The 23,811-nt window shown below is 61.8% G+C and carries 20 protein-coding genes and 1 tRNA gene; 16 read left to right on the top strand and 5 right to left on the bottom strand.

Features of this window, described 5'->3' with window-relative positions:
* The first annotated feature begins 52 nt into the window (after nt 1–52).
* Nucleotides 53–883, top strand: a complete 831-nt coding sequence (locus RI518_RS02060) for an alpha/beta hydrolase (protein ID WP_310671830.1) — start codon at nt 53–55, stop codon at nt 881–883.
* Here RI518_RS02060 and RI518_RS02055 read toward each other — a convergent pair.
* Entirely contained in the window at nt 880–1,635 is a 756-nt protein-coding gene (locus RI518_RS02055) for an alpha/beta hydrolase (RefSeq protein ID WP_310671831.1), read from the bottom strand. The genes RI518_RS02060 and RI518_RS02055 overlap by 4 nt on opposite strands.
* A gap of 5 nt (nt 1,636–1,640) precedes the next feature.
* Nucleotides 1,641–2,864, bottom strand: a complete 1,224-nt coding sequence (locus RI518_RS02050; RefSeq protein ID WP_310671832.1) for an MFS transporter — start codon at nt 2,862–2,864, stop codon at nt 1,641–1,643.
* 318 nt (nt 2,865–3,182) lie between these two features.
* On the opposite strand from RI518_RS02050, the gene RI518_RS02045 reads away from it, so the two are divergent.
* From RI518_RS02045 to RI518_RS02000, 10 genes are all read left to right on the top strand, one after another.
* The gene (locus tag RI518_RS02045) at nt 3,183–5,657 is read left to right on the top strand and encodes a ribonucleoside-diphosphate reductase subunit alpha (protein WP_310671833.1); all 2,475 of its coding nucleotides are present in this window, start codon (nt 3,183–3,185) and stop codon (nt 5,655–5,657) included.
* 172 nt (nt 5,658–5,829) lie between these two features.
* Complete coding sequence (locus RI518_RS02040) at nt 5,830–6,819, top strand: ribonucleotide-diphosphate reductase subunit beta (RefSeq protein ID WP_310671834.1); 990 nt, start codon at nt 5,830–5,832, stop codon at nt 6,817–6,819.
* 168 nt (nt 6,820–6,987) lie between these two features.
* Nucleotides 6,988–7,824: an aldo/keto reductase gene (locus tag RI518_RS02035; protein ID WP_310671835.1), complete on the top strand. Its 837-nt coding sequence runs from the start codon at nt 6,988–6,990 to the stop codon at nt 7,822–7,824.
* A gap of 442 nt (nt 7,825–8,266) precedes the next feature.
* Nucleotides 8,267–10,102 carry a thioredoxin domain-containing protein gene (locus RI518_RS02030; protein ID WP_310689218.1) on the top strand — a complete coding sequence of 612 codons (1,836 nt, stop codon included), beginning with the start codon at nt 8,267–8,269 and terminating at the stop codon, nt 10,100–10,102.
* Between the two features lie 32 nt (nt 10,103–10,134).
* A complete protein-coding gene (rsmI, locus tag RI518_RS02025; RefSeq protein WP_310671837.1) occupies nt 10,135–10,947 on the top strand; it encodes a 16S rRNA (cytidine(1402)-2'-O)-methyltransferase in 813 nt (270 codons plus the stop codon).
* 11 nt (nt 10,948–10,958) lie between these two features.
* The gene (gene metG / locus RI518_RS02020; RefSeq protein ID WP_310671838.1) at nt 10,959–12,539 is read left to right on the top strand and encodes a methionine--tRNA ligase; all 1,581 of its coding nucleotides are present in this window, start codon (nt 10,959–10,961) and stop codon (nt 12,537–12,539) included.
* A gap of 52 nt (nt 12,540–12,591) precedes the next feature.
* Nucleotides 12,592–13,521 carry a TatD family hydrolase gene (locus RI518_RS02015; RefSeq protein ID WP_310671878.1) on the top strand — a complete coding sequence of 310 codons (930 nt, stop codon included), beginning with the start codon at nt 12,592–12,594 and terminating at the stop codon, nt 13,519–13,521.
* Nucleotides 13,511–14,368, top strand: a complete 858-nt coding sequence (gene rsmA / locus RI518_RS02010) for a 16S rRNA (adenine(1518)-N(6)/adenine(1519)-N(6))-dimethyltransferase RsmA (RefSeq protein ID WP_310671839.1) — start codon at nt 13,511–13,513, stop codon at nt 14,366–14,368. The genes RI518_RS02015 and rsmA overlap by 11 nt, the downstream gene beginning before the upstream one ends.
* Complete coding sequence (locus tag RI518_RS02005; RefSeq protein ID WP_310689217.1) at nt 14,365–15,312, top strand: hypothetical protein; 948 nt, start codon at nt 14,365–14,367, stop codon at nt 15,310–15,312. The genes rsmA and RI518_RS02005 overlap by 4 nt, the downstream gene beginning before the upstream one ends.
* A 66-nt stretch (nt 15,313–15,378) precedes the next feature.
* The gene (locus RI518_RS02000) at nt 15,379–16,332 is read left to right on the top strand and encodes a 4-(cytidine 5'-diphospho)-2-C-methyl-D-erythritol kinase (protein ID WP_310689216.1); all 954 of its coding nucleotides are present in this window, start codon (nt 15,379–15,381) and stop codon (nt 16,330–16,332) included.
* 86 nt (nt 16,333–16,418) lie between these two features.
* Here RI518_RS02000 and RI518_RS01995 read toward each other — a convergent pair whose 3' ends face one another.
* Nucleotides 16,419–17,051 (bottom strand): signal peptidase II, encoded by a 633-nt coding sequence (locus tag RI518_RS01995; protein ID WP_310689215.1) that lies wholly within the window; start codon nt 17,049–17,051, stop codon nt 16,419–16,421.
* 49 nt (nt 17,052–17,100) lie between these two features.
* Between RI518_RS01995 and RI518_RS01990 the strand changes: the two genes are divergently transcribed.
* A complete protein-coding gene (locus tag RI518_RS01990; RefSeq protein ID WP_310671845.1) occupies nt 17,101–18,921 on the top strand; it encodes an ABC-F family ATP-binding cassette domain-containing protein in 1,821 nt (606 codons plus the stop codon).
* A gap of 73 nt (nt 18,922–18,994) precedes the next feature.
* On the opposite strand, the gene RI518_RS01985 is transcribed toward RI518_RS01990, so the two are convergent.
* Nucleotides 18,995–19,510: a MarR family transcriptional regulator gene (locus RI518_RS01985; protein WP_310671846.1), complete on the bottom strand. Its 516-nt coding sequence runs from the start codon at nt 19,508–19,510 to the stop codon at nt 18,995–18,997.
* Nucleotides 19,511–19,556: 46 nt separating this feature from the next.
* On the opposite strand from RI518_RS01985, the gene RI518_RS01980 reads away from it, so the two are divergent.
* The 3 genes from RI518_RS01980 to RI518_RS01970 all read left to right on the top strand — a co-directional run bounded on the left by RI518_RS01980 (nt 19,557) and on the right by RI518_RS01970 (nt 22,122).
* Nucleotides 19,557–19,628, top strand: a tRNA-Gln gene (locus RI518_RS01980).
* A gap of 64 nt (nt 19,629–19,692) precedes the next feature.
* A complete protein-coding gene (gene glmU / locus RI518_RS01975) occupies nt 19,693–21,129 on the top strand; it encodes a bifunctional UDP-N-acetylglucosamine diphosphorylase/glucosamine-1-phosphate N-acetyltransferase GlmU (RefSeq protein ID WP_310689214.1) in 1,437 nt (478 codons plus the stop codon).
* 15 nt (nt 21,130–21,144) lie between these two features.
* A complete protein-coding gene (locus RI518_RS01970; RefSeq protein ID WP_310671848.1) occupies nt 21,145–22,122 on the top strand; it encodes a ribose-phosphate diphosphokinase in 978 nt (325 codons plus the stop codon).
* On the opposite strand, the gene RI518_RS01965 is transcribed toward RI518_RS01970, so the two are convergent.
* A complete protein-coding gene (locus tag RI518_RS01965; RefSeq protein WP_310689213.1) occupies nt 22,119–22,475 on the bottom strand; it encodes a hypothetical protein in 357 nt (118 codons plus the stop codon). The two genes, RI518_RS01970 and RI518_RS01965, sit on opposite strands and share 4 nt — an antisense overlap.
* Nucleotides 22,476–22,581: 106 nt before the next feature.
* On the opposite strand from RI518_RS01965, the gene RI518_RS01960 reads away from it, so the two are divergent.
* Nucleotides 22,582–23,808, top strand: coding sequence for an APC family permease (locus RI518_RS01960; RefSeq protein WP_397428130.1), 1,227 nt, complete (start codon nt 22,582–22,584; stop codon nt 23,806–23,808).
* Nucleotides 23,809–23,811: the final 3 nt, after the last annotated feature.

The following is a 23,811-nucleotide window of genomic DNA, read 5'->3' as shown; positions in this document are numbered from 1 at the left end:
GGCTCAATGATGGGGGAAACCGTGCCGGCCACAGCGGGGGCATACTGAAGGTATGGCGGTTCGAGGTATCTGGCCTTTTCGGCGCACTCCTCCTTTGCACGTGGCCACCGATGAGGGAAAAGGCCCACCGGTGTTACTCCTCCACGGAATCGCGTCGTCTTCGGTGACCTATCACAATGTGATTTCTGAGCTCACGCCGAAGCATCACGTGGTGGCGGTGGACCTACTGGGCTTTGGCCACTCGGTGGCCCCCGATGACGCCCAGTTCACTCTCGATGAGCACGTCGACGCGGTATTGACCACCCTGCAGCGGCTCACGATTAAGACCCCTTTGACGCTGGTGGGGCATTCGTTGGGCTCACTGATCGCGATTCGGTTGGCCTCGAAATACCCCAAATACGTGAAGCATTTAGTGGTGGTCGCCCCGCCGGTGTATTTACCCAGTGACACGATGGCCGATCCACTCGATCGCGCCCAAATGGATGTGTATAAGAGGCTGTATCACTTCATGAGGGAAAACCCCGGTTTCACCCAAACGGCCGCGCACGCTCTCGAGCGCATTTCGCCCATTCGCGGACTGGTCGACGTCTCGGAAGATAATTGGAGGGCGTTTTCGCTCTCCTTGGAGCGCTGCATCGAATCCCAGTCGACGGTGTATGACTTGGCCCAGGTGAAAGCGCCGGTCGACCTGATTTACGGCACCCTCGACCCGTTCTTAGCCCCCGCGGGGCTTCGAGTGATCGAGCGAATGCGCGGGGTGGCCACCACAAAAGTCGACGCGGTCGATCACGTGATTCGCCCCAAGATGGCCGACGAGTTGGTGCGCATCATTGGCGACCCGTCGCCGCCGACGGCGCCGATTCGCCTGGTCGGTGGCGACTAAACGAGAGCGCGCACGATCTGGCTGAGGGTTTCCTCGGGCCTATCGCGGTGGACGCTGTGGCCGGCGCCGGCGATGACCACGTGGCTCATCAGCGGGTTTGACTCCAGCACGGCGGCGGCGTGGTCGCCGGTGAACATCGAATCCACCGCCGGGTCACCGCCCAGAATCAGCGTCGACACGTTGACCTGTGCGGCCTGTTCGGTGACATCCCAGTCGGGGTTATCGGCCACCGCCGCTTCGAGCGCAAAGCGACTGGCCTGGCGGGTCGAGCGCACTCGCAGTTCCACATCGAGTGGGTGCCAGTGCGGGTTGTCTCTGGCGACTTCCGCTTCGGTGAGTTCGTCGTGGCCGTAGAGCTGGCCGGTGCGCACCAGTTCTTTTCGCTCGGCGGTGAGCGCCAGAGCCGGATCGAGCAGAATCAGCTTCCGCGCCCAGCGCGGTGAGGTCGATTGGGCGACGACGCTGGCGGCGGCCCCAATGGAGTGGCCGATGACGACATCCCAGGCGCCCCCGTGTGCCGGGCGGGTCTCGGACAGGTCGGCGGCAAAATCGCTGATGCGATAGCGCGGCGCTCGGGGAGCGCTGCCGTGGCCGCGCAAATCGACGGCGGTGGCGTACCAGCCGGCTTCTGCCAGACCGCTACCGATGTACCAGCCCGTGTGGGCGGACGAGCCGAGGCCGTGCACGATGAGGGCGTGGCGGGTGGAGTGTTCATCCCCCCAGCCGATTCGGGGCAGGGTGAGGGTGCTCATGACCCCTAGGCTACCGGCGGTATCGGACGGATGATGGAGACGGGTTCAGTGTCGGGCAGGGGGCTGGGGTCGCGCTCGCGCAAGTCCGGGTGCGAGCGTTTGAAGGCAAGCGCGACCAGGGTGCCGACGAGAGAGAAGACCAGCGCGGTCGCAAACCCCCCGATCGACCCGTAGCCGTCGATGGCAAAACCGGCGATCGCGGACCCCAGCGCTGCACCGATGAGTTGCCCGGAGCCGACCCAGCCGTAAGACTCTGCGGTTTCAGAAAATTTGACGCTCGAGGAGACGATTGCGAACATGACGGCCATCGCCGGAGCGAGTCCGGCTCCGGCGATCGATAGCGTCGCGACCAGCCACCAGAAATCGGTGCTGCCCAGCGCCAGGGCCATTCCCACGGTCACCAGCGCCATGCGCACGGTGAGCGCCCAGGGGCCAATTTTCACGCCCCCTAAGGCGAGCCCGCCGATCAGTGACGCGATCGCCCACAGGGCGAGTACCGCTCCGGCTTGGGGGCCGGTTTCGCCAAAGACGGAGACGACGGCGACTTCGACGGCGGCGGCCGCGCCGATCAGCAAAAAGCCGGTGACGGTGGCCAACAGTACGGGGGGTTTTTGGAGCACCCGGCCGATTCGGCCCTTATTGGGCGGAATGCGCACCGTGCCGAGTTCGGGGGAGCTGACAAACCACACCCCACCCACAATGAGGAAGACGCCGGCGACGATGATGGCGACCGGCGGGGAGACTTGGATGGCCAGCACCGTGGTGATGACCGGGCCCATCACCCAAATGATTTCTTGGGCGGAGGCGTCGAGAGAAAACAGCGGCACGAGTTGTTTGGAGGTCACCATTTTGGGGTAGATGGTGCGCACTGCGGGTTGAATGGGAGGAGTGGCGAGGCCACCGATTAAGCCAAAGAGCATGTAGCCCCACAGCGGCATCGCGATAAACGCGATGGCGGCCATGCTCACGATCGAGACGACGAGCGTGAGGTTGATCACGGGCCGCATTCCCCAGAGTCCCATCCAGCGGCTGGTCAGCGGGCCCGCGGCCGCCTGACCGAAGCTGGTGGCGGCGAGGACGAGACCCGCGAGGCCGTAAGAGTCGAAGATGCGCTCGACGTGGATGAGGTAGGCCAGCGAGATCATTCCGGAGGGCAGCCGGGCAGTGAGTTGCGCCGAGATAATTCGGGCCACTCCGGGAGTTGTTAACAAGTCGCGGTATCTGTTCACAGCGTTGCCAGCCTAAGCCCTCCCGGAAGCGTGTCGGTGGTCAGTGAAAAGCTCGCTTCTGGGCTGTGTGCGTGGGTCGACAATCCTGTGGAAAACCCCGCGAAGTTGTCCACAGGTGTGGAGGACACGCCCACAATATCTAGGGTTCACCACTTGTCGGAGGCCATAGATATAGTGATTAAGCCTCACCGGCCCGCGAGGGTCCACCGGAGCTGGCTCCGGGGTGAAATCGGGGCCTAGAGGCGTCCCCGAGAGTTTTTAGACAGCAGCACACGCAACAGAGACAAGATCCCGGCAGGGCCGGTGTAAGGAGAAGACGTGAACATCACAGTCGTGAAGCGCGATGGCCAAAAAGAAGGCTACGACGCCAACAAAATTAACCTGGCCATCGAGAAGGCGGCCGAAGGCCTCGACGACTCCATTGCGTGGGTGACCCAGATCGCCAGCGAACTGGAATTGACCCTCTTCGATGGCATCACCACCCAACAGCTCGACGAAGCGGTCATCCAGGTCGCCCTGCAAAACGTCAAAGATGACCCCGCCTTCGACACCGTGGCGGCCAGGCTCCTGCTGAAGACCCTGTACAAGCGTGTACTCGGTGACTACCGCTCACCCGAAGAGCTCAAAGAACTCCACCGCGCACACTTTGCGGAGAACATCACCCGCGGTGTCGAAGAAGGCCTGCTGGATTCTCGCCTCACCCAACTTTTTGACCTCGATCGCCTCGCCGAGGCACTCGAGCCCGCCCGTGACGACCGACTGAAGTACATCGGCGTGGTCACCCTCAACAACCGCTACGGCATTAAAGGCCGAAACGGTGACCCGCTCGAAGTGCCCCAGTACTTCTGGATGCGCATCGCGATGGGCCTGACCTTAAACGAGCAAGACCCCACCACCCAGGCTGTTCGCTTCTACGAAAAAATGTCCAAGCTGGAGTACCTCGCTGCCGGTTCGACCCTCGTCAACGGCGGCACCAGCTACCCGCAGTTGGCCAACTGCTTCGTGATGGAAATGCAAGACGACATCGAACACATCGCGAAGACCACCCGCGATGTGATGTGGCTGACTAAAGGCACCGGTGGCATCGGCCTGTCAGTAACTAAGCTTCGCGCCCAGGGCTCACCGATTCGCTCCAACAACACCAGCAGTACCGGTCCGATCCCCTTCATGCACACCATCGACTCGGTCCTGCGCGCGGTCAGCCGCGGGGGTAAAAAGTTCGGGGCGCTGTGTTTCTACATGGAAAACTGGCACCTGGATTTCCCCGAGTTTTTGGACCTTCGACAAAACTCCGGTGACCCCTACCGTCGCACCCGCACCGCGAACACCGCCGTGTGGATCTCCGATGAGTTCATGAAGCGAGTGCAAAACGACGAGGACTGGTACCTCTTTGACCCGCTCGAGGTCTCCGACCTCAACGAGCTCTACGGTCAAGCCTTCTCGAAGCGCTACGCCGAATATGCCGCCATGGCGGAAGCCGGCGAGCTGAAAATGTTCAAGAAGATGGGCGCCAGGGAGCAGTTCAAGGCCATCCTCATTTCTCTCCAGGGCACCAGCCACCCGTGGCTGACCTGGAAAGACACCATCAACAATCGCGCGGTCAACAACAACACCGGCACGATCCACCTGTCGAACCTGTGCACCGAAATCTGTCTGCCCCAGGATGTTGACAACGTCTCGGTGTGCAACCTCGCCTCCATCAACCTCTCGATGCACCTCATCGACGGAAAGATGGATTGGGACCTGGTCGACGAGAGCGCCCGGGTGGCGGTGCGCCAGCTGGACAACCTCATCGACATCACTCGCTCCAGCGTGGAGGAGGCCGACTTCTCCAACGAGCAAAACCGCGCCGTGGGTCTCGGGGTGATGGGCTTCACCGACATCATCGAGCGCCTGGGCTACAGCTACGAATCCGAGGAGGCCTACGACCTCATCGACGAAATCATGGAACACGTGTCCTACGCCGCCATCGACGAATCGGCCAACCTCGCCAAAGAGCGCGGCGCCTACAAGAACTTCGAGGGTTCGCGCTGGTCACAGGGACTGGTCCCGGTCGATACCGTCGACCTGGCGGAAGCCGACCGGGGTGTGGAAATCGATGTTCCCCGCACGACCCGTTTGGACTGGGATGCCCTGCGCGAGAAAGTCAAGGGAGGAATGCGAAACGCCACCCTGATGGCGATCGCCCCGACCGCGTCGATCGGACTGGTCGCGGGAACGACCCCCGGGCTCGACCCGCAGTTCTCGCAAATCTTCAGCCGCTCGACCAGCTCGGGTAAGTTCTTGGAGGTCAACCGCAACCTCGTCGAGGCCCTGCGCGAGCGCGGACTGTGGGAGAAAACGCGCGAAACCATCCTGCAGAGCCAGGGAGACATCCAAGGAATCCCGGAAATCCCGGAAGACCTCAAGGAGACTTTCAAAACGAGCTTCCAGCTTTCGCCGTACGCCTTCCTCGAGGTCGCCGCGCGGGCGCAGAAGTGGATTGACCAGGCGATTAGTCGAAACATGTACCTCGAAACTCGAGACATCGACGACCTGATGTCGATCTACACCTCGGCGTGGAAGCGCGGAGTGAAGACGACCTACTACCTGCACATGAAGCCTCGCCACACCGCCGAACAGTCGACGGTCAAGGTGAATAAGTCCGAGCAAATCAACCAGAGTGGTGGCTCCTCGTCACCGCGTAAGGGATTTGGCGCCGCCGGGGGAAGCTCGGAACCGGCCCCAGCGACCGCTGGTGCAGGCGCCAAAAAAGGCTTCGGCTTCGGTGGAGCCAGCAAGGGGGGTGAGTGATGAATCCGACTCAGACCCCTGGCAACGAGGACTACTTCGTCCCCGTTGACCCGATGGATCTTCTCCAGTGCGAGTCCTGCCAGTAGCAGCTCACCGCGTGACGATCCGATCACCTCATCACACAACCCACTCACTCACTACCGAACACACCACTACGTGAAAGGACCCCCTCATGGGAATTTTAGGAACAGGAATCCAAGAAGGTCTGCTGCTTAAACCGGTCAAATACCGCTGGGCAATGGACCTCTACGACCAGGCTGTCGCCAACACCTGGTTCCCCAACGAAATTCAGTTGGGTGAAGACATCGCCGACTTCAAGAAGATGTCGGACGAAGAACGCCACGCCATCACCTTCCTGATGAGCTACTTCAACCCCAGCGAACTGCTCGTCAACAAGGCGCTTGCGTTCGGTGTGTACCCCTACATCAACGCTCCCGAGGCGCACCTTTACCTCGCCAAGCAGATGTGGGAAGAAGCCAACCACTGCATGAGCTTCGAGTACGTGCTCGAGACCTTCCCGATCGACCGCGAGAAGGCCTACGCCCAGCACGTGGACAACGACGCGATGGCCCGCAAGGAAGACTTCGAAGTGAAGTTCATCCGCCGGATGACCGAAGACACCATCGACGTCAACACGACCGAGGGTAAGCAGGACTTCATTCGAAACCTCGTGGCGTACAACATCATCCTCGAGGGCATCTGGTTCTACTCCGGCTTCATGGTGGCACTGAGCTTCCGCCAGCGAAACCTGCTGCGCAACTTCGGTTCGCTCGTGGACTGGATCGTGCGCGACGAATCGCTGCACCTGAAGTTCGGCATCAACCTGATCCTCACGGTGTTGGAAGAAAACGAAGATCTGCAGACTCCAGAGTTTGCCAATGAGATTCGTCAAATGATTCTCGACGCCGTGGAGATGGAAGAGGCGTACAACCACGAACTGTTGCCAAACGGCATCCTCGGGTTGAACGCCAACTACATCAACCAGTACGTCAAGTACCTGGCTGACCGCCGACTCGAGGAGCTCGGATTCGAAACCGAGTACAACGTGTCCAACCCCGCAAAGTGGATGGCCACGGCCAACGACACTCTGCAGTTGGTCAACTTCTTCGAATCGACTAACACCTCGTACGAGGTCAACGCTCAGTCGACCGCGAAGGTCTAACCGCGCGCGAGCGTGGATTGGGGATACCACGGACCGCCAGAGCGCGGTAGATTTTTCCCAGCACAGTGGGAGGGGACAGCGACGGAGTCCCCTCCCACTGGTGTTTTTGTGCCCACTACGCTGTGGGGACACGGACAATGAGGCCGTCGGCGACGAAAGGACGATCACGTGACCAGTACTGTTCCAGAGCTCACTCTGAATTCCGGCTATCGCATTCCCCAACTCGGGCTGGGGGTCTTTCTTGTCCCCCAAGACGAGGCCCAGCGAGTCGTCACAGATGCCCTCGAAGTGGGCTACCGCCACATCGATAACGCGGCGGTGTATCGAAACGAGGAGGGTGTCGGTCGGGCGCTCGCCGAGAGCGGTATTGCCCGCGACGAATTATTTATCACCACCAAACTGTGGAATACCGAGCAGGGCAGTGATGCACCACGGCCCGCGCTTGAAGAAAGCCTGGAGAAGTTGGGACTCGACTACGTCGACCTGTATCTCATCCACTGGCCGGCACCCCAGCGCGACCTCTATGTCGAATCCTGGCAAGCGCTGGAGCAGCTGCGCGATGAGGGTCTCGTGCGCTCGATCGGGGTATCAAACTTCGAACCAGAACACCTCGACCGGTTGGCAGAACACTCTTCGGTGATTCCGGCCGTGAACCAGGTAGAGCTACACCCCGCTCTGCAGCAGCGCGAGCTGCGAGGGGTGCAGGAGCCCAGGGGTATTCTCACCGAAGCGTGGGGCCCACTGGGGCAGGCCAAATACGCCCTTGAGGAGATGCCCGGCCTGAGCGAGATCGCGACCAAACACTCCAAGACTCTGCCCCAGGTGATCCTGCGCTGGCACATTCAAGAAGGCGTGATCGTCTTTCCGAAAACCACCAAGAAAGAACGCCTGAAAGAAAATTTTGAGGTGTTCGATTTTGAGCTCGACGCCTCGGATATGGCGGCGATGAAAGCGATGGATCAGGGTATGCGGGTAGGGACCCACCCGAACGAAGGAAACTGGTAGGGCGCTGATCCACCACTCGCGCGGTCAGGTCAGCCCCTCTCTGGCCTGAGATCACCACACTGTAGGCCAGGCGGGTTATCCCGGTGGGCATCGGATTACTGGGTTTCGCTGTTGGCCATTCGGCAGTGGCGTGGTGTGTTGTTTAACCTCCTGAAAAGCAGCTGCTTGTCGGAACTATTCCAGTGTGTTGCCAAATTTGACCCATTCGCCCGATGTGTTAACTTTTTCCGAAATTTTTAACACGTGGTTCGTTTGGGTCGAAAAAGTTGACACTCCCGCAGCGAGCGGGACCGAGTCACGTGTTGTCTCCTCATCATTCGGGGCTGGCTTCTTAGGCGTGGAGTTGTAGCCTGTGGGCACAACCGGTGGCACCTGGGGCCGATGCAGCTCGCGCATCAATTGACAGGTCTCATACGTGGTCCACTCGTGAGGAGTGACAGCAGTGGCAAACCGTCTCGCATCGGCAACCAGTCCCTACTTGCAACAACACGCGTCGAACCCGGTCGATTGGTGGGCGTGGGGCCCGGAGGCCTTCGCTGAGGCGAAGCGCCGGGATGTGCCAGTCCTGATCAGCATCGGCTATGCCACCTGCCACTGGTGCCATGTGATGGCCCGTGAAAGCTTCAGCGATGGGGAGATCGGCGAGCTGGTGAACGACTCGATGGTGGCCATCAAAGTCGACCGTGAGGAACACCCCGAAGTGGACTCCCACTACCTCACTCAAGCGGGAGCGTTTATTGAACAGCTGGGCTGGCCCTTAACCCTTTTTGCGACCCCCGCAGGTGATGTGTTCCACGCCGCCACCTACCTGCCGCCAGCGCCCAGGGGAGAAATACCCTCCTTTCGACAGACCATCGACGCGGTCAATCAGGCCTGGAGCGCTCAACGCGAGGAGATCTATCAGGGCGCGCTTCGACTTCGGGAGGCCATCAAGCAGGCCGATGCGGAGGCGAAAAAACGCGACCCGCTTCGGCTGAGCTCTGAAGACTGGCAGGCCATCATTGCTCACCTGATCAGCCAAGAAGACACAGAATTCGGCGGTTTCGGTAGCGCGCCCAAGTTCCCCATTGCGCCCGTGTTGGAGTTTCTGCACACGACCGGCGAACCTGACGCAACGGCTCTCGTGAACAGGACCCTGGCGGCGATGGCCGCCTCGCCACTGGTGGACCCCCTCGAGGGTGGCTTTTTTCGATATGCCACGAAACGAGACTGGTCAGAGCCGCACTATGAGCGCATGCTTTACGACAACGCCCAGTTGCTGGCGCTGTATGCCGCCGTGGGGCAGGTGGATGTGGCAGCAGGAATTGTCCGCTTCTTCCGCCAGGTGATGCGCCTTCAGACGGGTCTCGCCTCGGCCCAAGACAGCGAAAGTGTCATTGATGGCTCCCGCGTTGAGGGTGGCTACTACCTGGCCGACCGGGCGACCCGCGAAGGGCTCAGCCCTCCCGCCATCGATGACAAAGTGCTGACCGGCTGGAACGGGATGGCCATTGGCGCCCTGGCCCAGGCAGCCCAGAGCGGTGTCGAAGGTGAGCCGCTCGACCTCGCGGTCACCATCACCCGGGAGCTACTGGAGTTACACCGGGTGGAGCCGGGGCGGCTGGTGCGCATGTCGAAGGATGGCACGCTCTCCTCGGCCGCGGCAACACTGGAAGATTATGGCGGCCTGGCGTGGGGCTTATTGGAGTTGGCGGTCGCGACAGGCGAGGTGGAATGGGCCGACGAGGCCAGGGAGCTTGTTGACGCCTGCATCACTGACGAGGGGGAGTTTGCCGTCCCGGGTGGGGGTGATCCGACTGTGTCGGGCCTGGATGCGATCTCTGGTGATGTGACCGAAGGGGCGATGCCCTCGGGGCTTTCGCTCATCGCCCACGCCACACTCACGCTCCATCAACTCACCGGGGCTACCGGGTACCGCGAGGTCACCGAGCGAAGCGTCGGTCGCTACGCCGAGGCGGTGAGCCTTCGGCCACTGGGCTTTGGTGGTCTCGCTTCTGTGCTGTGGCGAATAGAACACGCCATGCGAGAGGTGATCGTGGTCTCAGGCGCTCCCGATGACCCGGTGGTGACCGAGGCGCGCCAGCACACCCCGCCAGGTTGGCTGCTGCTCGCGGTACACCCAGACCAGGCACGGGCCTTTTCGACGCGCGGCTTTTCTCTCTTCACCGGCCGCGAACAGGCTGAAGTGCCCACGGCCTACGTCTGCCGCGACGGGGTGTGCCAGTTGCCCCACACCAGCCCGGAGGCGGTGGTGAGTGAACTGACGGGGGCCAATTAGGGCGAGCCGGGTGGCGCTGAAACAATGAGGCTGTGCTCTTCGTTGCCGCTACGCCCATTGGAAACCTCGGTGACCACACGCCGCGGCTTGTCGACGCCCTCCAGCAGGCCCGGCTGATTGTCGCCGAAGACACCAGGAGTACTCGCTCACTGATGAACAAACTGGGCATTGAGACCTCTGCGGAGGTGCGCCCGCTGCACGAACACAATGAGAGCGGGGTTATTGATCGGGTGTTGACAGTGGCGGCAGCCCACCAGGTGGTGCTCGTCAGTGACGCGGGAATGCCGGGTATTTCCGACCCCGGGTACCTCCTCGTCGCAGAAGCCCACCGGCGATCCATTCCCGTCAGCGTGTTGCCGGGACCCAACGCCGTGGTCGCGGCACTGGCTGCCAGTGGTCTTCCCACCGACCGATTTTGCTTTGAAGGTTTTGTGGCCAAAAAAGGTCGGCTGGCAGCGCTCGAAGAACTCGCCAATGAAAAACGCACCATGATTTTCTTCGAATCCCCCCATCGTCTGCCGGGAACCCTGGCCGACATGGCGCACGTGTTTGGTGGTGAGCGAGAAGCCACGGTGTGTCGGGAGCTCACCAAGAAATTCGAGCAGATCGCGCGAGGGACTCTGCAATCGTTGGCCGAAGAGTTTTCGGGGGGAGTCAAAGGTGAGGTGACCCTTGTGGTGCGCGGACAACAGGGGTCCGGGGTGAGCTTTGATCAGGCTGTCGAGATGGTCTCCGCGCGGGTGGCCTCCGGCGAGAAGGCCACCGAGGCGACAAAAGCAATCGCCCGGCACACGGGGCACAGTAAACCCGAGCTCTATCGTGCTTGGTTGGAAGCGGATGCGTAGGATGGCGGGATATGTCTGAACCTTCGTCTTTCTTCATCGCCACACCGATTTTTTACGTCAATGACGTACCCCACATCGGCCACGGCTACACCCAGGTAGCCGCTGACGTCTTGGCGCGCTGGAATCGACAAAACGGCAAAGACGCGTGGATGTTGACCGGCACCGACGAACACGGTCAGAAAATTCTTCGCACCGCAATGGCCAACGGAGTCGAGCCTCAACAGTGGGCGGATAACCTCGTCGAAAAAGCCTGGTTGCCCCTGCTCGAAACGTTAGATATCGCTAACGATGATTTCATTCGCACCACCGACCCGCGACACGAACAGGCCGTACAAAAGTTTCTCACCCTCCTGCACGACCGCGGCTTCATCTACCAGGGTGACTACGAAGGTTTCTACTGTGTGGGCTGTGAGGAGTACAAACAACTCTCCGACCTGGTCGACGGTGAAGGCGAGTTCGAGGGTCAGAAGGTGTGTCCCAGTCACGGCCGTCCCGTCGAGGTGCTCAAAGAAAACAACTATTTCTTCACGCTCTCCCACTTTCAAGATCGGCTCCTGGAGCTCTACCGGGAACAGCCCGACTTCATCCAGCCCGAGAGTGTGCGAAACGAAATCATCGCCTTTGTCACCCGCGGACTCGACGATTTGTCCATTTCGCGCGCCCAACTCGACTGGGGCATCGAATTGCCCTTCGATAAAGACCACGTCACCTATGTCTGGTTTGAAGCGCTCCTGAACTACATTACGGCCACCGGCTGGGGCAGTGACGAGCAGGAGTTTGAGAGGCGTTGGCCGGCAATCCAATTGGTCGGAAAAGACATCGCCCGATTCCACGCGGTCATTTGGCCGGCCATGTTGATGGCCGCTGGTCTTCAGCCACCGCGTCGGGTCTTCGCTCACGGTTGGCTTCTGGTCGGTGGCGAAAAAATGTCGAAAACGAAACTCACCGGGATTGCCCCCAATGACATCACCGATGTCTTCGGCTCCGATGCGTTTCGCTACTACTTCTTGCGCGCTATCACCTTTGGTGCCGACGGTTCGTTTAGTTGGGAAGACCTCGCCGCCCGCTACGAGGCGGAATTGGCCAACGGGTTTGGCAACCTGTCCTCCCGGGTGGTCTCGATGATTACCCGCTACTTCGATGGTGTGGTGCCCGAGGTGGCGCAGTCCGATTTGAGCGATGCGGAGCGTCATATTCACGACGTTCTGGCCGAGCAAACGGCAAGGGCCAACGCCGCGATGGACCGATTCATGGTGCACGAGGCCCTCGCCGCCATCTGGGTCATTGTCGATGAATTAAACGGCTACCTCACCGAGCAACAACCGTGGGTTGTCGCCAAAGACGAGGCGGCCAGGGGCCGCCTGGCCGCCGTGCTCTACACCGCAGCAAATGGTGTGCGCGCACTCGCTGTGCTGTACTCGCCGGTCATGCCAAACGCCTGCGGTCTGCTCTGGAGCGCCCTGGGGGGTACCCGGGTGCTCGGTGAACTCGACCAGCAATTGCTGAGCGCTGCGGGTGCTGCAGAAGGCCTACCCACCGGGCACTCGGTGGGAGCGCTCGAGCCGCTGTTTCCGAGGATTGATACGGAGTAGGGCAGTGGCAGCATCCGAAAAAATTCCCGCCCACCTGCGAACCCGCGGGTCGATGGAAGCGAGCGACCGCCGGGAAGACTACCCGCCGATTCCGGAGGCACTCGACGTGGGGGTGTTTGATAACCACGCCCACCTCGAAATCGCGGACGGGGAAAATCCGCTCGATTTTCGCGAACATTTAGATCGTGCCGGCTCAGTGGGCGTCCAGGGTGTCGTCCAAGTGGGCACCAATGTCCCCACGTCACTGTGGTCTGCCGATGTGGCCGCCACCGAGCCGCGGGTACTCGCCGCTGTCGCCATTCACCCCAATGAGGCGCCCGAGCTTCACCAGAAGGGCACGCTGGATGACGCTTTGCAGGTCATTGATGATTTAGCCAAGAGGCCGCGGGTGGTGGCCATCGGTGAAAGTGGTCTCGATTTTTTCCGGACGGAAGGGCCGATGCAACAGCCTCAGCGTCGAAGCTTTATCGAACACATTCGGTTAGCCAAAGCCCACAATCTTGCACTGCAGATTCACGACCGAGACGCCCACCAGGATGTGGTGGACACTCTGATCAAGGAGGGCGCTCCCGAGCGCACCGTGTTCCACTGCTACAGCGGCGACCGGGAATTGGCCGAGATTCTCAACGCCCACGGTTGGTATGCCTCGTTCGCCGGGACGGTGACGTTTGGTAACGCCAAAGGGGTTCAAGAATCCCTGGCGGTCATCGATAAGTCGCACATCCTGATCGAGACGGATACACCGTTTTTGACCCCGACTCCACACCGCGGAAAACCCAACAGCCCGTACCTCATTCCGCACACTCTGCGCTTTATGGCCACACACTTGGACACCGATGTCGACGTCTTAGCCGCCCACATCACGGACAACACGTTCGACGTGTATGGCCGGTGGGACGATAACCCCCCCACAATCCGAACCAACCCGATTACCGGGGAACCCTGGGACGAATTAGAACCCTCACGTTTCCATGCCTCCTGACGCCCGCGGGGTGTATCTCCAGGCGCGAGACATTCGTGAGCTCGCCGAGTCGTATGAGTTCAGCCCGCACAAGTCCAAAGGGCAAAACTTTGTGGGCGATGCCAACACGGTGCGCAAAATCGTCCACCTTTCCGGTGTCGGGGAGGGCGACCACGTTGTGGAAGTCGGCCCTGGATTTGGCTCGCTCACCCTGGGCCTGCTCGATGCGGGGGCAGTCGTCACCGCGATAGAAATCGACCCTCGGCTTGCACGGGCGACAACCGACGTGGTGGCTGCCAGGCTTCCAGGCGCACAGCTCGACGTGCTCTGCGCGGACGCGCTCGGGGTGAGCACACTCCCCGCTCCAGCCGACTACTTAGTGGCCAATTTGCCCTATAACGTGGCGGTGCCCGTGGTCATCCACCTGTTGAGCCTGCACCCCGGGTTTCGGCGCGTACTGGTGATGGTTCAAGCAGAGGTGGGGTGGCGTATTGCCGCGAAACCCGACACGACGCATTACGGCTCACCCAGTGTGAAAAGCGCGTGGTGGGGCGACTGGTCGATTGAATCGAGCATTTCTCGCAAAGTGTTTTGGCCCGAGCCGCGGGTCGATTCGGTACTTGTGGGCATGCACGCCCACCCTCCGGTGGGCGATGAAGCCACCCGCAGGCGGGTTTTTCGCCTCATCGATGCGGGCTTTCGCACCAGGCGCAAAATGTCGCGCCAAGCCCTCGCCGAGCAACTGGGTGGGGTCAACGACGCCACTCTGGCCATCGAATCCGCGGGCTTAGATCCCACCAGTCGCTGCGAGACGTGGAGTCTGGACAACTTTGTCGCCCTCGATGCCTGGTTGGAGTCGGCGTCGTGAACTCTTCGGTTCCCCTGTTGTGGCTACCGGCCGGTTTAGGCGCGGGGGTACTCATGGGGTGGGTCGCACCGCTGCCGTTCGCACTGCCGCTGTGGGTGTTGCTGATCGTGCACGCGGTCGTGATTTTCCACCTCGCACTCGCCCTGCCGCTCATGTCGCTCGGTCGGGTGACCGGTCAAGCCCGGGTGTGGCGGGCGTTGGTCGCGATCAATGTGTTGGCCGTGCCCCTGCTCGCGTTTATCCTCTCCCGGGTTGTCTGGCACACCGCCGAATTGCAGGTGGGACTGCTCTTGGTGCTCCTCGCGCCCGGTGTGGCGCTGATTTTGCCCATCATTCGAGGCGCCGGCGGAGACGCAGAGAGTGTGTTGGGGGTGACTCCGCTGCTACTGGCCGGGCAACTCATCGTGGTCCCACCGCTCACCATTCTGCTGAGCGGTGGCGTGTTCCAGTGGAGTGATATTCCCCCCACGCTCCTTCCCATTGTGGGCGTGATTGTGACCCCGGTGATCATCAGCGCGGTCATCCAGTGGCGCTGGAAGCGCCGGGATGCCACCCCTGAGCTTGTGCTGCTGCCGCGCCTGATCGTCTGGTGGGCAGCGTTTGCCTTCTTCGTCACGGCCTGGGATAAAACCCCGGGTCTGGCCGAGCGCCTCAGCGAACTCAGTTGGTTGGTGCCCCTCTCGATCGCCTTTTTAGTGTTGATGGCGCCACTCAGTTTGTTGGCGGCAGGTCTCGTCGGCGTCACGGTGGATAAGCGTCGCGCGATTTTGATCGCCGCGGTCGGACGAGGAGGCCTCGTCATTCTTCCGATCACGCTCGCACTCGATCAAGACATCTGGGGATTGGTGCCCTTTGTCGTCATGGGCCAGGCCTCCATTGAAGCGATGGGGTTGTTGGTCTACCGATCGATCACCAGAGAGATCCTCGCGGGGGAGAACACCTGATTACCCACACCCCAGTCCGGCTCCCCATCGCCTGGCTCGGGCGGGGCGGGCGCTAGGCTCGGGCGTATGAGCCAGGCGCACACACGCCCCACCGGGCGCTCTGCCGGCCAATCTGCCGGCCAATCTGCCAGGCCCTCTGTCTCAGCACGCGCCCCGGGCAAAATTAATCTGGGGCTCTGGGTCGGTCCACTAGACGACGACGGCTATCACCCACTGCTCACCGCCTTTCAGGCGGTGGATGTGTGGGAAACGGTCACGCTCAGCGAAGCGCCGTCGCTCAGCCTCCAGTGCGCGGGCAGTGTCGACTGTTCTGGGGTGCCCCTGGGCCCAGACAATATCGCCTGGCAGGCGCTGGAGAGTCTCGCGCGCGCTCGCGGCGAATCAGACGACATCGCCGTGTCGATTGCAATCGATAAATCAGTCCCGGTCGCGGGGGGCATGGCTGGTGGCTCAGCCGATGCCGCCGCGACACTGTTGGCGCTGGCCCAGTGGTGGCAGCCGACGCCGTCCGAGGCGCAGTTGAGCGCCACCGCGGCCCAGCTGGGCTCTGATGTGCCATTTTGTCTTCAGGGTGGCAGCGCTGTTGGACGCGGCAGGGGGGTCGACCTGAGCGTCGTGTCCCCCCGGGCACCGCTACACCTGGTGATTGTGCCGGCCACATTCGAGCTGTCCACGGCGGCGGTCTATCGCCGCTTCGATGCGGGCGCTGTGGCACCCGCGCTTCCCGCTGCACTACCCGATGGCTTCCTCGAGGCCTGGCTGGAGGGGGATGCCCGGCGGCTTGCCCCCCTACTGCACAACGATTTGGAAGAGCCAGCCCGCCAATTGCAGCCGCAACTATCGGCCATCTTGGGCGATGTGGAAGCTGCCGGGGCGCTTCGGGCCATGGTGTCGGGTTCTGGTCCCACGGTGTGGGGTATCGCTCGGGATGGCGACCACGCGGAGTCAATCGCCCGCACGCTCGGCGCCCAGGGTTATGCGCCGGTTGTCACCCAGAGCGTGATTACACCCAGAGCGTGATTACCCCCACCGCAGACATCGCCCGCTAACCGGGGAGTCTGCCCCGGCGGCCAGGTGCGGCTTGGCTTTCTGCCCAGATCCGGGGGTCAGAGACGATCGGGTTCGCCCGCATCGTGGGTCTCGCGCCCCGAGGCGTTCTGGGCTCCCGAGGGGCTCTGGCCTTCCGAGTGGTCGGCATCGACTGCCCTCGATGAGTCCTCGTCGGAGTCTGCCGGGGACCAGGCGGCCTCCGCCTGCGGGGCTTGGCCTTCCCGGGGTGCTCCGATGAGACTCGCGAGAACCAACACGATGGCTCCCCCCACGAGGGCAATATCGGCCACATTGCCCACAAAGAAGCCTGCGTAGTCGAGAAAGTCGACGATGTGTCCGATCGCAAATCCTGGCTCTCGGAAGAGTCGGTCGCCGAGGTGGCTGATGGCCCCGCCGGTCATCGCGCCCATTCCGATTGCCCACAACCAGTGCCGGGTGCTGAGGCTAAACCACACCAGGCCGACGACGGCGAGGGCGGCGACGATGGAGAGAACCCAGGTGTAATCGGCGGCGATACCAAACGCCGCACCGGGGTTATAGACCAGGCGGAAGCCAAAAAGCTCACCCCACAGGGGGACATATTCGCGAAACTCGAGTTCCGATTCGGCCCACCATTTGGACCACTGGTCGATCACAATCCAGAGCACTGCCTGAACGGCGATGAGAATCGGTCCAAGAAATCGTCGCACCGGGGGTTCCTCACTGTCTCGACCAAGGGGGCCAGACTAGGCTTTGCAGGTGGTACATCTGCTTGGAGCCCAGTCGGTGTACCTCGAGTATCCCACGCGCGAGGTTTTTGCGGGAATTTCCGCGGCGCTGAGCGCCGGTGATCGAATCGGCGTTGTGGGTCGAAACGGCGAGGGAAAGTCGACCCTGCTGAAGCTCCTATCGGGTCGAATCGAGCCCGATCGCGGCGAGGTCATCGCCCGCAAAGGCCTGCGCATCGGCTACGTCGACCAGTCGGATCAACTAGGCGGCGAGCACAGTGTGTTGCAGGCGGTGGTGGGCGAGGTCGACGACCACCAGTGGGCGAGAGACCCCAAAATCCGAGACGTATTGGGTGGGGTGTTGGGCGATATTGACTACGACGCTCCCGTCAGTGAGCTCAGTGGGGGCCAGACCCGGCGGGTGAGCTTAGCCTCGACCCTCATTCACGACTGGGATGTGTTGATGCTCGACGAGCCGACCAACCATTTGGATATCGCGAGCGTGTCCTGGCTCGCTGAACACTTGAAGAGACGCTTTGCCCGAAACGATTCGGCGCTGGTTGTCGTCACCCACGATCGCTGGTTTCTCGACCAAGTCACCGATCAGACCTGGGAAGTCAACCGCCAGCAGATTTCTGCCTACGAAGGCGGCTACGCCGCCTACATCCTGCAGCGAATGGAGCGGGGTCGACAGGAGCAGGTGCGTTTTGCCCGCAGTCAAAACCTGCTGCGCAAGGAACTCGCCTGGCTTCGACGCGGAGCGCCGGCGAGGACCACCAAGCCGAAGTTTCGTATCGAGGCGGCCGAGAGCCTGATTGCCACCGAACCGCCGCCGCGCGACCAGGTGAGCCTGTCCAGGCTCGCCACCCAGCGTCTGGGCAAAACCGTGCTGGAACTCGACGAGGTCTGGGCGGGATACGACGACAACGATGTCTTGCGCGGGATTACCTGGAATATTGCCCCCGGTGAGCGCACCGGAATTGTCGCCGCCAACGGGCAGGGCAAAACGACCCTGCTGCGCATTTTGGAGGGAAGCCTCCAACCGAGCCAGGGACGCATTAAACGCGGTAAGACGGTCAAAATCGGCAGCTTAGATCAGCGCGATGGTGGTTTGGAGCCGTGGTGGGACAAACGAGTCGCGGACTTGGTTGCCGATCACAAGACCAGTTATGTGGCGGGCAAAGCCGAATACACTCCCAGCTACCTGCTCGAACAGCTCGGTTTTGGCTCCGCCACCCTCTCGCAGTACGTGTCGAGGCTCTCTGGCGGTCAGCGTCGACGCTTGAACATCCTCGTCCAGTTGCTGGCCGAACCCAACGTGCTCCTGCTCGATGAACCCACCAACGACCTCGACACCGATATGTTGACCGCGCTGGAAGACCTGCTGGATTCCTGGCCGGGCACCATGATTGTCGTCTCGCACGATCGCTACCTGGTGGAGCGGGTCACCGACCAGCAATACGCCCTCCTGGAGGGAAAGTTGCGCCACCTTCCCCGAGGAATCGACGAATACCTGCAACTGCGCCCGACCACTTCGTCCAATTCGTCTGAAAAAGCCCCCACCGCCCAGGCGGCCACCGCACCGAATGCGTCCCCCGCACCCTCCCCGGCGCTTGCCCCCGGCAGTAAGGAACACCGGCTGGCGGAGAAAGAAAGAGCCCAAATCGATAGACGGCTGGTGAAATTACAGACCGAGCGGGAGAGCCTGGTCGAGGAAATGGCCGGGATTGACCCTCGCGACTGGGAGCCATTGAGCGCGTTGACGGCAAGAGTCGAGGCGCTCGACCAGGAAATCTCTGAGCGCGAGGCGCGGTGGTTGGAACTCACCGCACTTCTCGAACCAGACAGCTAAGCCGGACACACTGATGGTGGTGGCGAGATGTGGGCTGAGGAGAGTGGGCTGAGGAGAGGGGGAGCGCCAAGCGTTAGTCGTCGGCTCGGTCCGCGTCGCTAATTTCGACGCTGAGCGTGCGCAGCAGGTTACTCAGTGCCGTTCGATCAGAGGCGCTTAAGCCGCGCAGAGCGCGTTGTTCCTCCTGGAGCAAATCGGCCAACGCGCGGTCGACCACCCCTCGACCCTCGGGGGTCAAGCCCACCACAGCGCGCCTGCCGTCATCGCTGTCAGCGGTCCTCGTCACCAGACCGCGCTGGACCAACCGGTGAATCCGGTTGGTCATCGCCCCGCTGGTGACCATCGTCTGCTGTCTGAGCACGGTGGGGCTTAGCTGGTAGGGCTCACCCGAGCGTCGAAGGGTGGCGAGGACGTCAAAAGCTGACACATCTAAACCGTGGGCGCTAAAGACTCGGCGTCGAAGCCGGTCGAGATGTTTGGCGATGCGTGTGACCCGCGATAGGACACCCAACGGGGCGAGGTCCAAATCGGCGCGTTCTTGGGCCCAGGCGGCAATAATTCGATCGACATCATCGCGGGCAGCCGACATTTAACCATTATCGTGGTCTGGCAGACTAGAACCACGAGCGACACATTCCGCCTTGGTGTAACGGCAGCACGACAGCCTTTGGAGCTGTTAGGTCTAGGTTCGAATCCTGGGGGCGGAGCGGGATGTGGGAGTTTCCCGCTTGTCTGCGGTCAATGTGCGAGCCATGCACTTAAATAGAGGGCATGAGCCCCTCCTCGTTGGCCGTCGTCGTGTTGGCGGCAGGCGCGGGTACCAGGATGAAATCCACGACCCCCAAGGTGCTCCACCCCCTCGCGGGTATTCCCCTGATCGGCCACGTGTTGGCCACCGCTGAGGCGCTGGGACCCCAGCAGACCCTCGTGGTGGTGCGCCACGAGGCAGAGCGGGTGCGAGAGGCGGTCGAGGAGTACGCCGATGACGCTCAGATTGTCCACCAGGATGATGTCCCCGGAACGGGCCGCGCCGTGGAACTCGCGCTGGAGGCCGTGGGCGACGACGTCGACAACGTGGTCATTCTGAGCGCCGATGTTCCCCTTCTCGACTCGGAGACCATCGAGGCGATGCTCGGCTTTCACCGTGACGCGGCAGCCGAAGTGACCCTGCTCAGCACCATTCACGACGACCCGACCGGCTACGGTCGCATCATCAGACGAGAGGATGGCACCGTCAGCCACATCGTCGAAGAGGCGGACGCCGATGAGCAGCAGCGCACCCTCCAGGAGGTGAACGCCGGCGTGTATGTGGCGCGTCGTGACGCCCTGGCGAAGGGCCTGCCTCGGCTCGATACCGCAAATGCGCAGGGCGAAAAGTACTTGACCGACGTGGTGGGCCAGCTGGCGGCAGACTCAGGCCTCGTTCACGCCGTCGTGGTGGAAGATTCGTGGCTGGTGGAGGGGGTCAACGATCGGATCCAACTCCAGGCCATGCAGCGGCGACTCAACACCATGATTGTGCGCGGCTGGCAGCGAGATGGAGTGAGTATCACAGACCCGGAGTCGGTCTGGATTGACCTGTCGGTCCAGCTCGACCAGGACGTGACCGTCCTCCCGGGGGTGGCGCTCGAGGGCTCCTGTCACATCGATCACGGCGCCACGATCGGGCCCGACTGCACCCTGAGTAACGCCCGGGTGGGACAGGGAGCACGAATTCAACGCAGTGTTGTCGATTCCGCAGTGATTGCCGCCGGAGCGACAGTGGGACCCTTTTCGTACCTGCGCCCCGGCACGGTGATCGAGGAGGGCGGCAAAGTCGGCGCGTTTGTCGAGACGAAGAACGCGACCATCGGCAAAGCAGCAAAAGTGCCACACTTGAGTTATATCGGCGACGCCGACATCGGCGAGGGGGCGAATATCGGGGCAGGCAGCATCACCGCCAACTATGACGGGGTCAACAAACACCGCACCGTGATCGGCCCGCACGCAAAAACGGGTTCCGACAACGTCTTTGTGGCACCCGTCGAGGTGGGTGCCGGTGCCTACACCGCCGCGGGCACCACGATTCGCCGCAATGTTCCCGCCGGGGCGCTCGCGGTGGCACCCGTGAGCGTGCGCACCGTTGAGGGCTGGGTGGGTACCCATCGACCCGGCACCGCGTCGGCCGAAGCGGCCGAGAATTCCCGCACCACACCAGATTCCCAGTAGATCAGCGAGGACGACATGGGCCACATTTCCACTCCGAATAAGAAAAATCTGATTATCGTCTCGGGGAGGGCCCACCCGAAGCTCGCCGAAGACGTGGCGACACAGCTGGGCAGTGAGGTCCTCGCGAGCGAAAATCGGACGTTTGCCAACGGCGAGATTTATGCCCGCTACGGCGAGAGCGTTCGAGGCTGTGATGCCTTTGTCATCCAGGCCCACAGCTACCCCATCAACGAATGGTTGATGGAGCAGCTGATCATGGTCGATGCCCTGAAGCGCGCCAGCGCGAAACGCATCACCGTCGTCGCGCCGTTTTATCCCTACGCGCGCCAGGACAAGAAGGGGCGCGGTCGTGAACCGATTTCGGCTCGACTCGTCGCCGACATGTTTAAAGCAGCCGGTGCCGACCGGATTATGAGTGTCGACTTGCACGCCGCTCAGATCCAAGGGTTTTTCGACGGTCCCGTCGACCACCTCTTCTCGATGCCGGTCCTCCTGGAGCACTTTCGGGAGAAACTCAACATCGACGAGCTCACCATTGTGAGCCCCGACATGGGTCGGGTGCGAGTAGCCGATATTTGGAGTGACAAGTTGGGTGCACCCCTGGCGATCATTCACAAACGCCGCGACCCCCAGGTGCCCAACCAAGTCTCGGTTCACGAAATTGTGGGTGATGTGGAAGGGCGAGTGTGTCTGCTGGTCGACGATTTAATCGACACCGGTCGCACCATTCAAAAAGCTGCGGAAGCGCTGAAAAATGCCGGAGCAAAAAGCGTCGTGGTCGCCGCGACCCACGCCGTATTTTCCGACCCGGCTACAGAAGTGTTGCAATCCGAGGCGATCGACGAGGTCGTCGTCACGGACACGCTGCCACTACCGGATTCCAAAAAGTGGGACCGGCTGACGATTTTGCCGATTGCGCCACTGCTGGCCAGAGCCATTCGCGAAGTCTTCGACGACGGTTCCGTGACCTCGATGTTCGACGGTCAGGCTTAGGTACCCGTCACCGGTCGCAGGTTGGGAAACCCCGGAATGGGGCCGAGGGTGGCAATGAGCAACTCTTGTTCGCCACCGACTGGGACATAGCATTGCCACCCGGCTGCGCTCAGCGGCAATAGTGCGAACCTGGCGTCGACACCGGGGGCGTTAGGGGCGTAATACTGGCGGGCAATTTCGCAGGCGTAGGCGGCAGAACGGTTGGCTTGCCCTAACGACCCGAGCAGACCCGGGAGGACCAACAGGCCTAAACCGACCAGGGCGACGGTGCGCAGGACGCGTTTTTTTCGATGACTGCGAATGGGCCGCGAATCGTCGTCCGGCCACAGCTCGTCGGGAAGCGCATCAGACATGCTCGGGATCAGACATTCTGAAGGCTTTGCTGTATCGACCACATCACCCCACCAGCCTAGGAGGGTGGTTCCGAGAGTGTTCACATTTGGGCTTTAAGCTCGCGCTGTGCAGGCTTTAGAGCGTCGGCTGGGTGTACCCGGTTCTATGGCAATCGGTGTGGCGGCCATGGTGGGTGCCGGGGTGTTTTATGTGTGGACCCCCGCGTGGAATCTCGCCGGGGAGTGGATGCTCGTGTCGCTGGCACTGGCGGCGACCGTCGCCACCTTAAACGGCCTCGTCACCACCCAGTTGGCGATTCGCGTGCCGGTCTCGGGCGGTATTTACTCGTATGGCCGCGCCTACCGCGGGGAATTTGTGGGTTTTCTGGCCGGCTGGCTGTTTCTTACCGGAAAGACCGCCTCCGCGGCGGCGATTGCCCTGATCGCCGCAACGTATGTGTTGCCCGATCAGCCGCGACCTCTCGCCGTGGCCTTCATTGTGGCCTTCAGCGCGGTGGTCATCAGTGGAATCCGCACCACCGCAACCTTCAGTATCGCCATTGTGGCGGTAGTGATCATCGGCTTACTGGTCCTCACGGTGCCGACCATTGCCTCGCAGGGTGTGTCGATGACGTTTGGGGCAGCGCCCGGTTGGGGGGTACTGACCGCTGCCGGATTAATGTTCTTCTCTTTTGCCGGCTACGCGAGGATGGCGACGTTGGGCGAAGAGGTGCGAGATCCTGTGCGAACCCTTCCCCGGGCAATCATCGGTGCACTGGTCGTTGTCTTAGCCCTGTATGCCCTGCTCGCGCTGGCCCTTATCCCGACCTTTTCTCGAGGCGGAGTGAGTCAAGCGCCCCTCACCGAGATGGTCTCGGCAGACTCGGGCTGGATGGTCGGGCTCCTGGCCTTAGTGGCCTCGCTGGGGTCACTTCTGGCAATCCTTGCCGGGCTGAGTAGGACCAGCCTGCAGATGGCCCGCCACCGCGACCTCCCGGGCGTACTCGCGAGGCTGTCCGCGTCGACTAAAGGTCCGCTCTTTTCCGAAATCGCGGTCGCGATCGGAGCGATCGTTTTGGTGTTGGTCACCGACCCGCTGTGGTTGGTGGGACTCTCGGGGACAGGTGTGCTCGGCTACTACGCCATCGGCCATTACAGCGCACTCGCTCAACCTCGATCAGAGCGGTTTTTGTCTCCGGTGGTGCCCGCCCTGGGTCTGGTCTTATGCGTGGTGTTAGTCGTGAGCCTGCCGACGACGTCGCTCATCGCCGGCGTGCTCTGGGCACTCGCGGGCGTTTTCTGGTTTGTCATCGCCGGGATTATCCGCCGGCGACGAGCAACCCCCGTCGGCTAATTC

It is taken from the genome of Pontimonas sp. (assembly GCF_031581085.1).
Classification (GTDB): Bacteria; Actinomycetota; Actinomycetes; order Actinomycetales; family Microbacteriaceae; genus Pontimonas.
Note: the sequence above shows the minus strand (reverse complement) of the source record. Positions and strands in the feature narration are given on the sequence as shown.

What these genes read in the sequence shown, in the direction of transcription:
- RI518_RS02000 (WP_310689216.1), top strand. Translation starts at nt 15,379, where the DNA reads ATGAGCCAGGCGCACACACGCCCCACCGGGCGCTCTGCCGGCCAATCT.
- RI518_RS01965 (WP_310689213.1), bottom strand. Translation starts at nt 22,475, where the DNA reads ATGTCTGATGCGCTTCCCGACGAGCTGTGGCCGGACGACGATTCGCGG.
- RI518_RS02055 (WP_310671831.1), bottom strand. Translation starts at nt 1,635, where the DNA reads ATGAGCACCCTCACCCTGCCCCGAATCGGCTGGGGGGATGAACACTCC.
- rsmA (WP_310671839.1), top strand. Translation starts at nt 13,511, where the DNA reads ATGCCTCCTGACGCCCGCGGGGTGTATCTCCAGGCGCGAGACATTCGT.
- RI518_RS01970 (WP_310671848.1), top strand. Translation starts at nt 21,145, where the DNA reads ATGGGCCACATTTCCACTCCGAATAAGAAAAATCTGATTATCGTCTCG.
- RI518_RS02060 (WP_310671830.1), top strand. Translation starts at nt 53, where the DNA reads ATGGCGGTTCGAGGTATCTGGCCTTTTCGGCGCACTCCTCCTTTGCAC.
- metG (WP_310671838.1), top strand. Translation starts at nt 10,959, where the DNA reads ATGTCTGAACCTTCGTCTTTCTTCATCGCCACACCGATTTTTTACGTC.
- RI518_RS02040 (WP_310671834.1), top strand. Translation starts at nt 5,830, where the DNA reads ATGGGAATTTTAGGAACAGGAATCCAAGAAGGTCTGCTGCTTAAACCG.
- glmU (WP_310689214.1), top strand. Translation starts at nt 19,693, where the DNA reads ATGAGCCCCTCCTCGTTGGCCGTCGTCGTGTTGGCGGCAGGCGCGGGT.
- RI518_RS01985 (WP_310671846.1), bottom strand. Translation starts at nt 19,510, where the DNA reads ATGTCGGCTGCCCGCGATGATGTCGATCGAATTATTGCCGCCTGGGCC.
- RI518_RS02015 (WP_310671878.1), top strand. Translation starts at nt 12,592, where the DNA reads ATGGAAGCGAGCGACCGCCGGGAAGACTACCCGCCGATTCCGGAGGCA.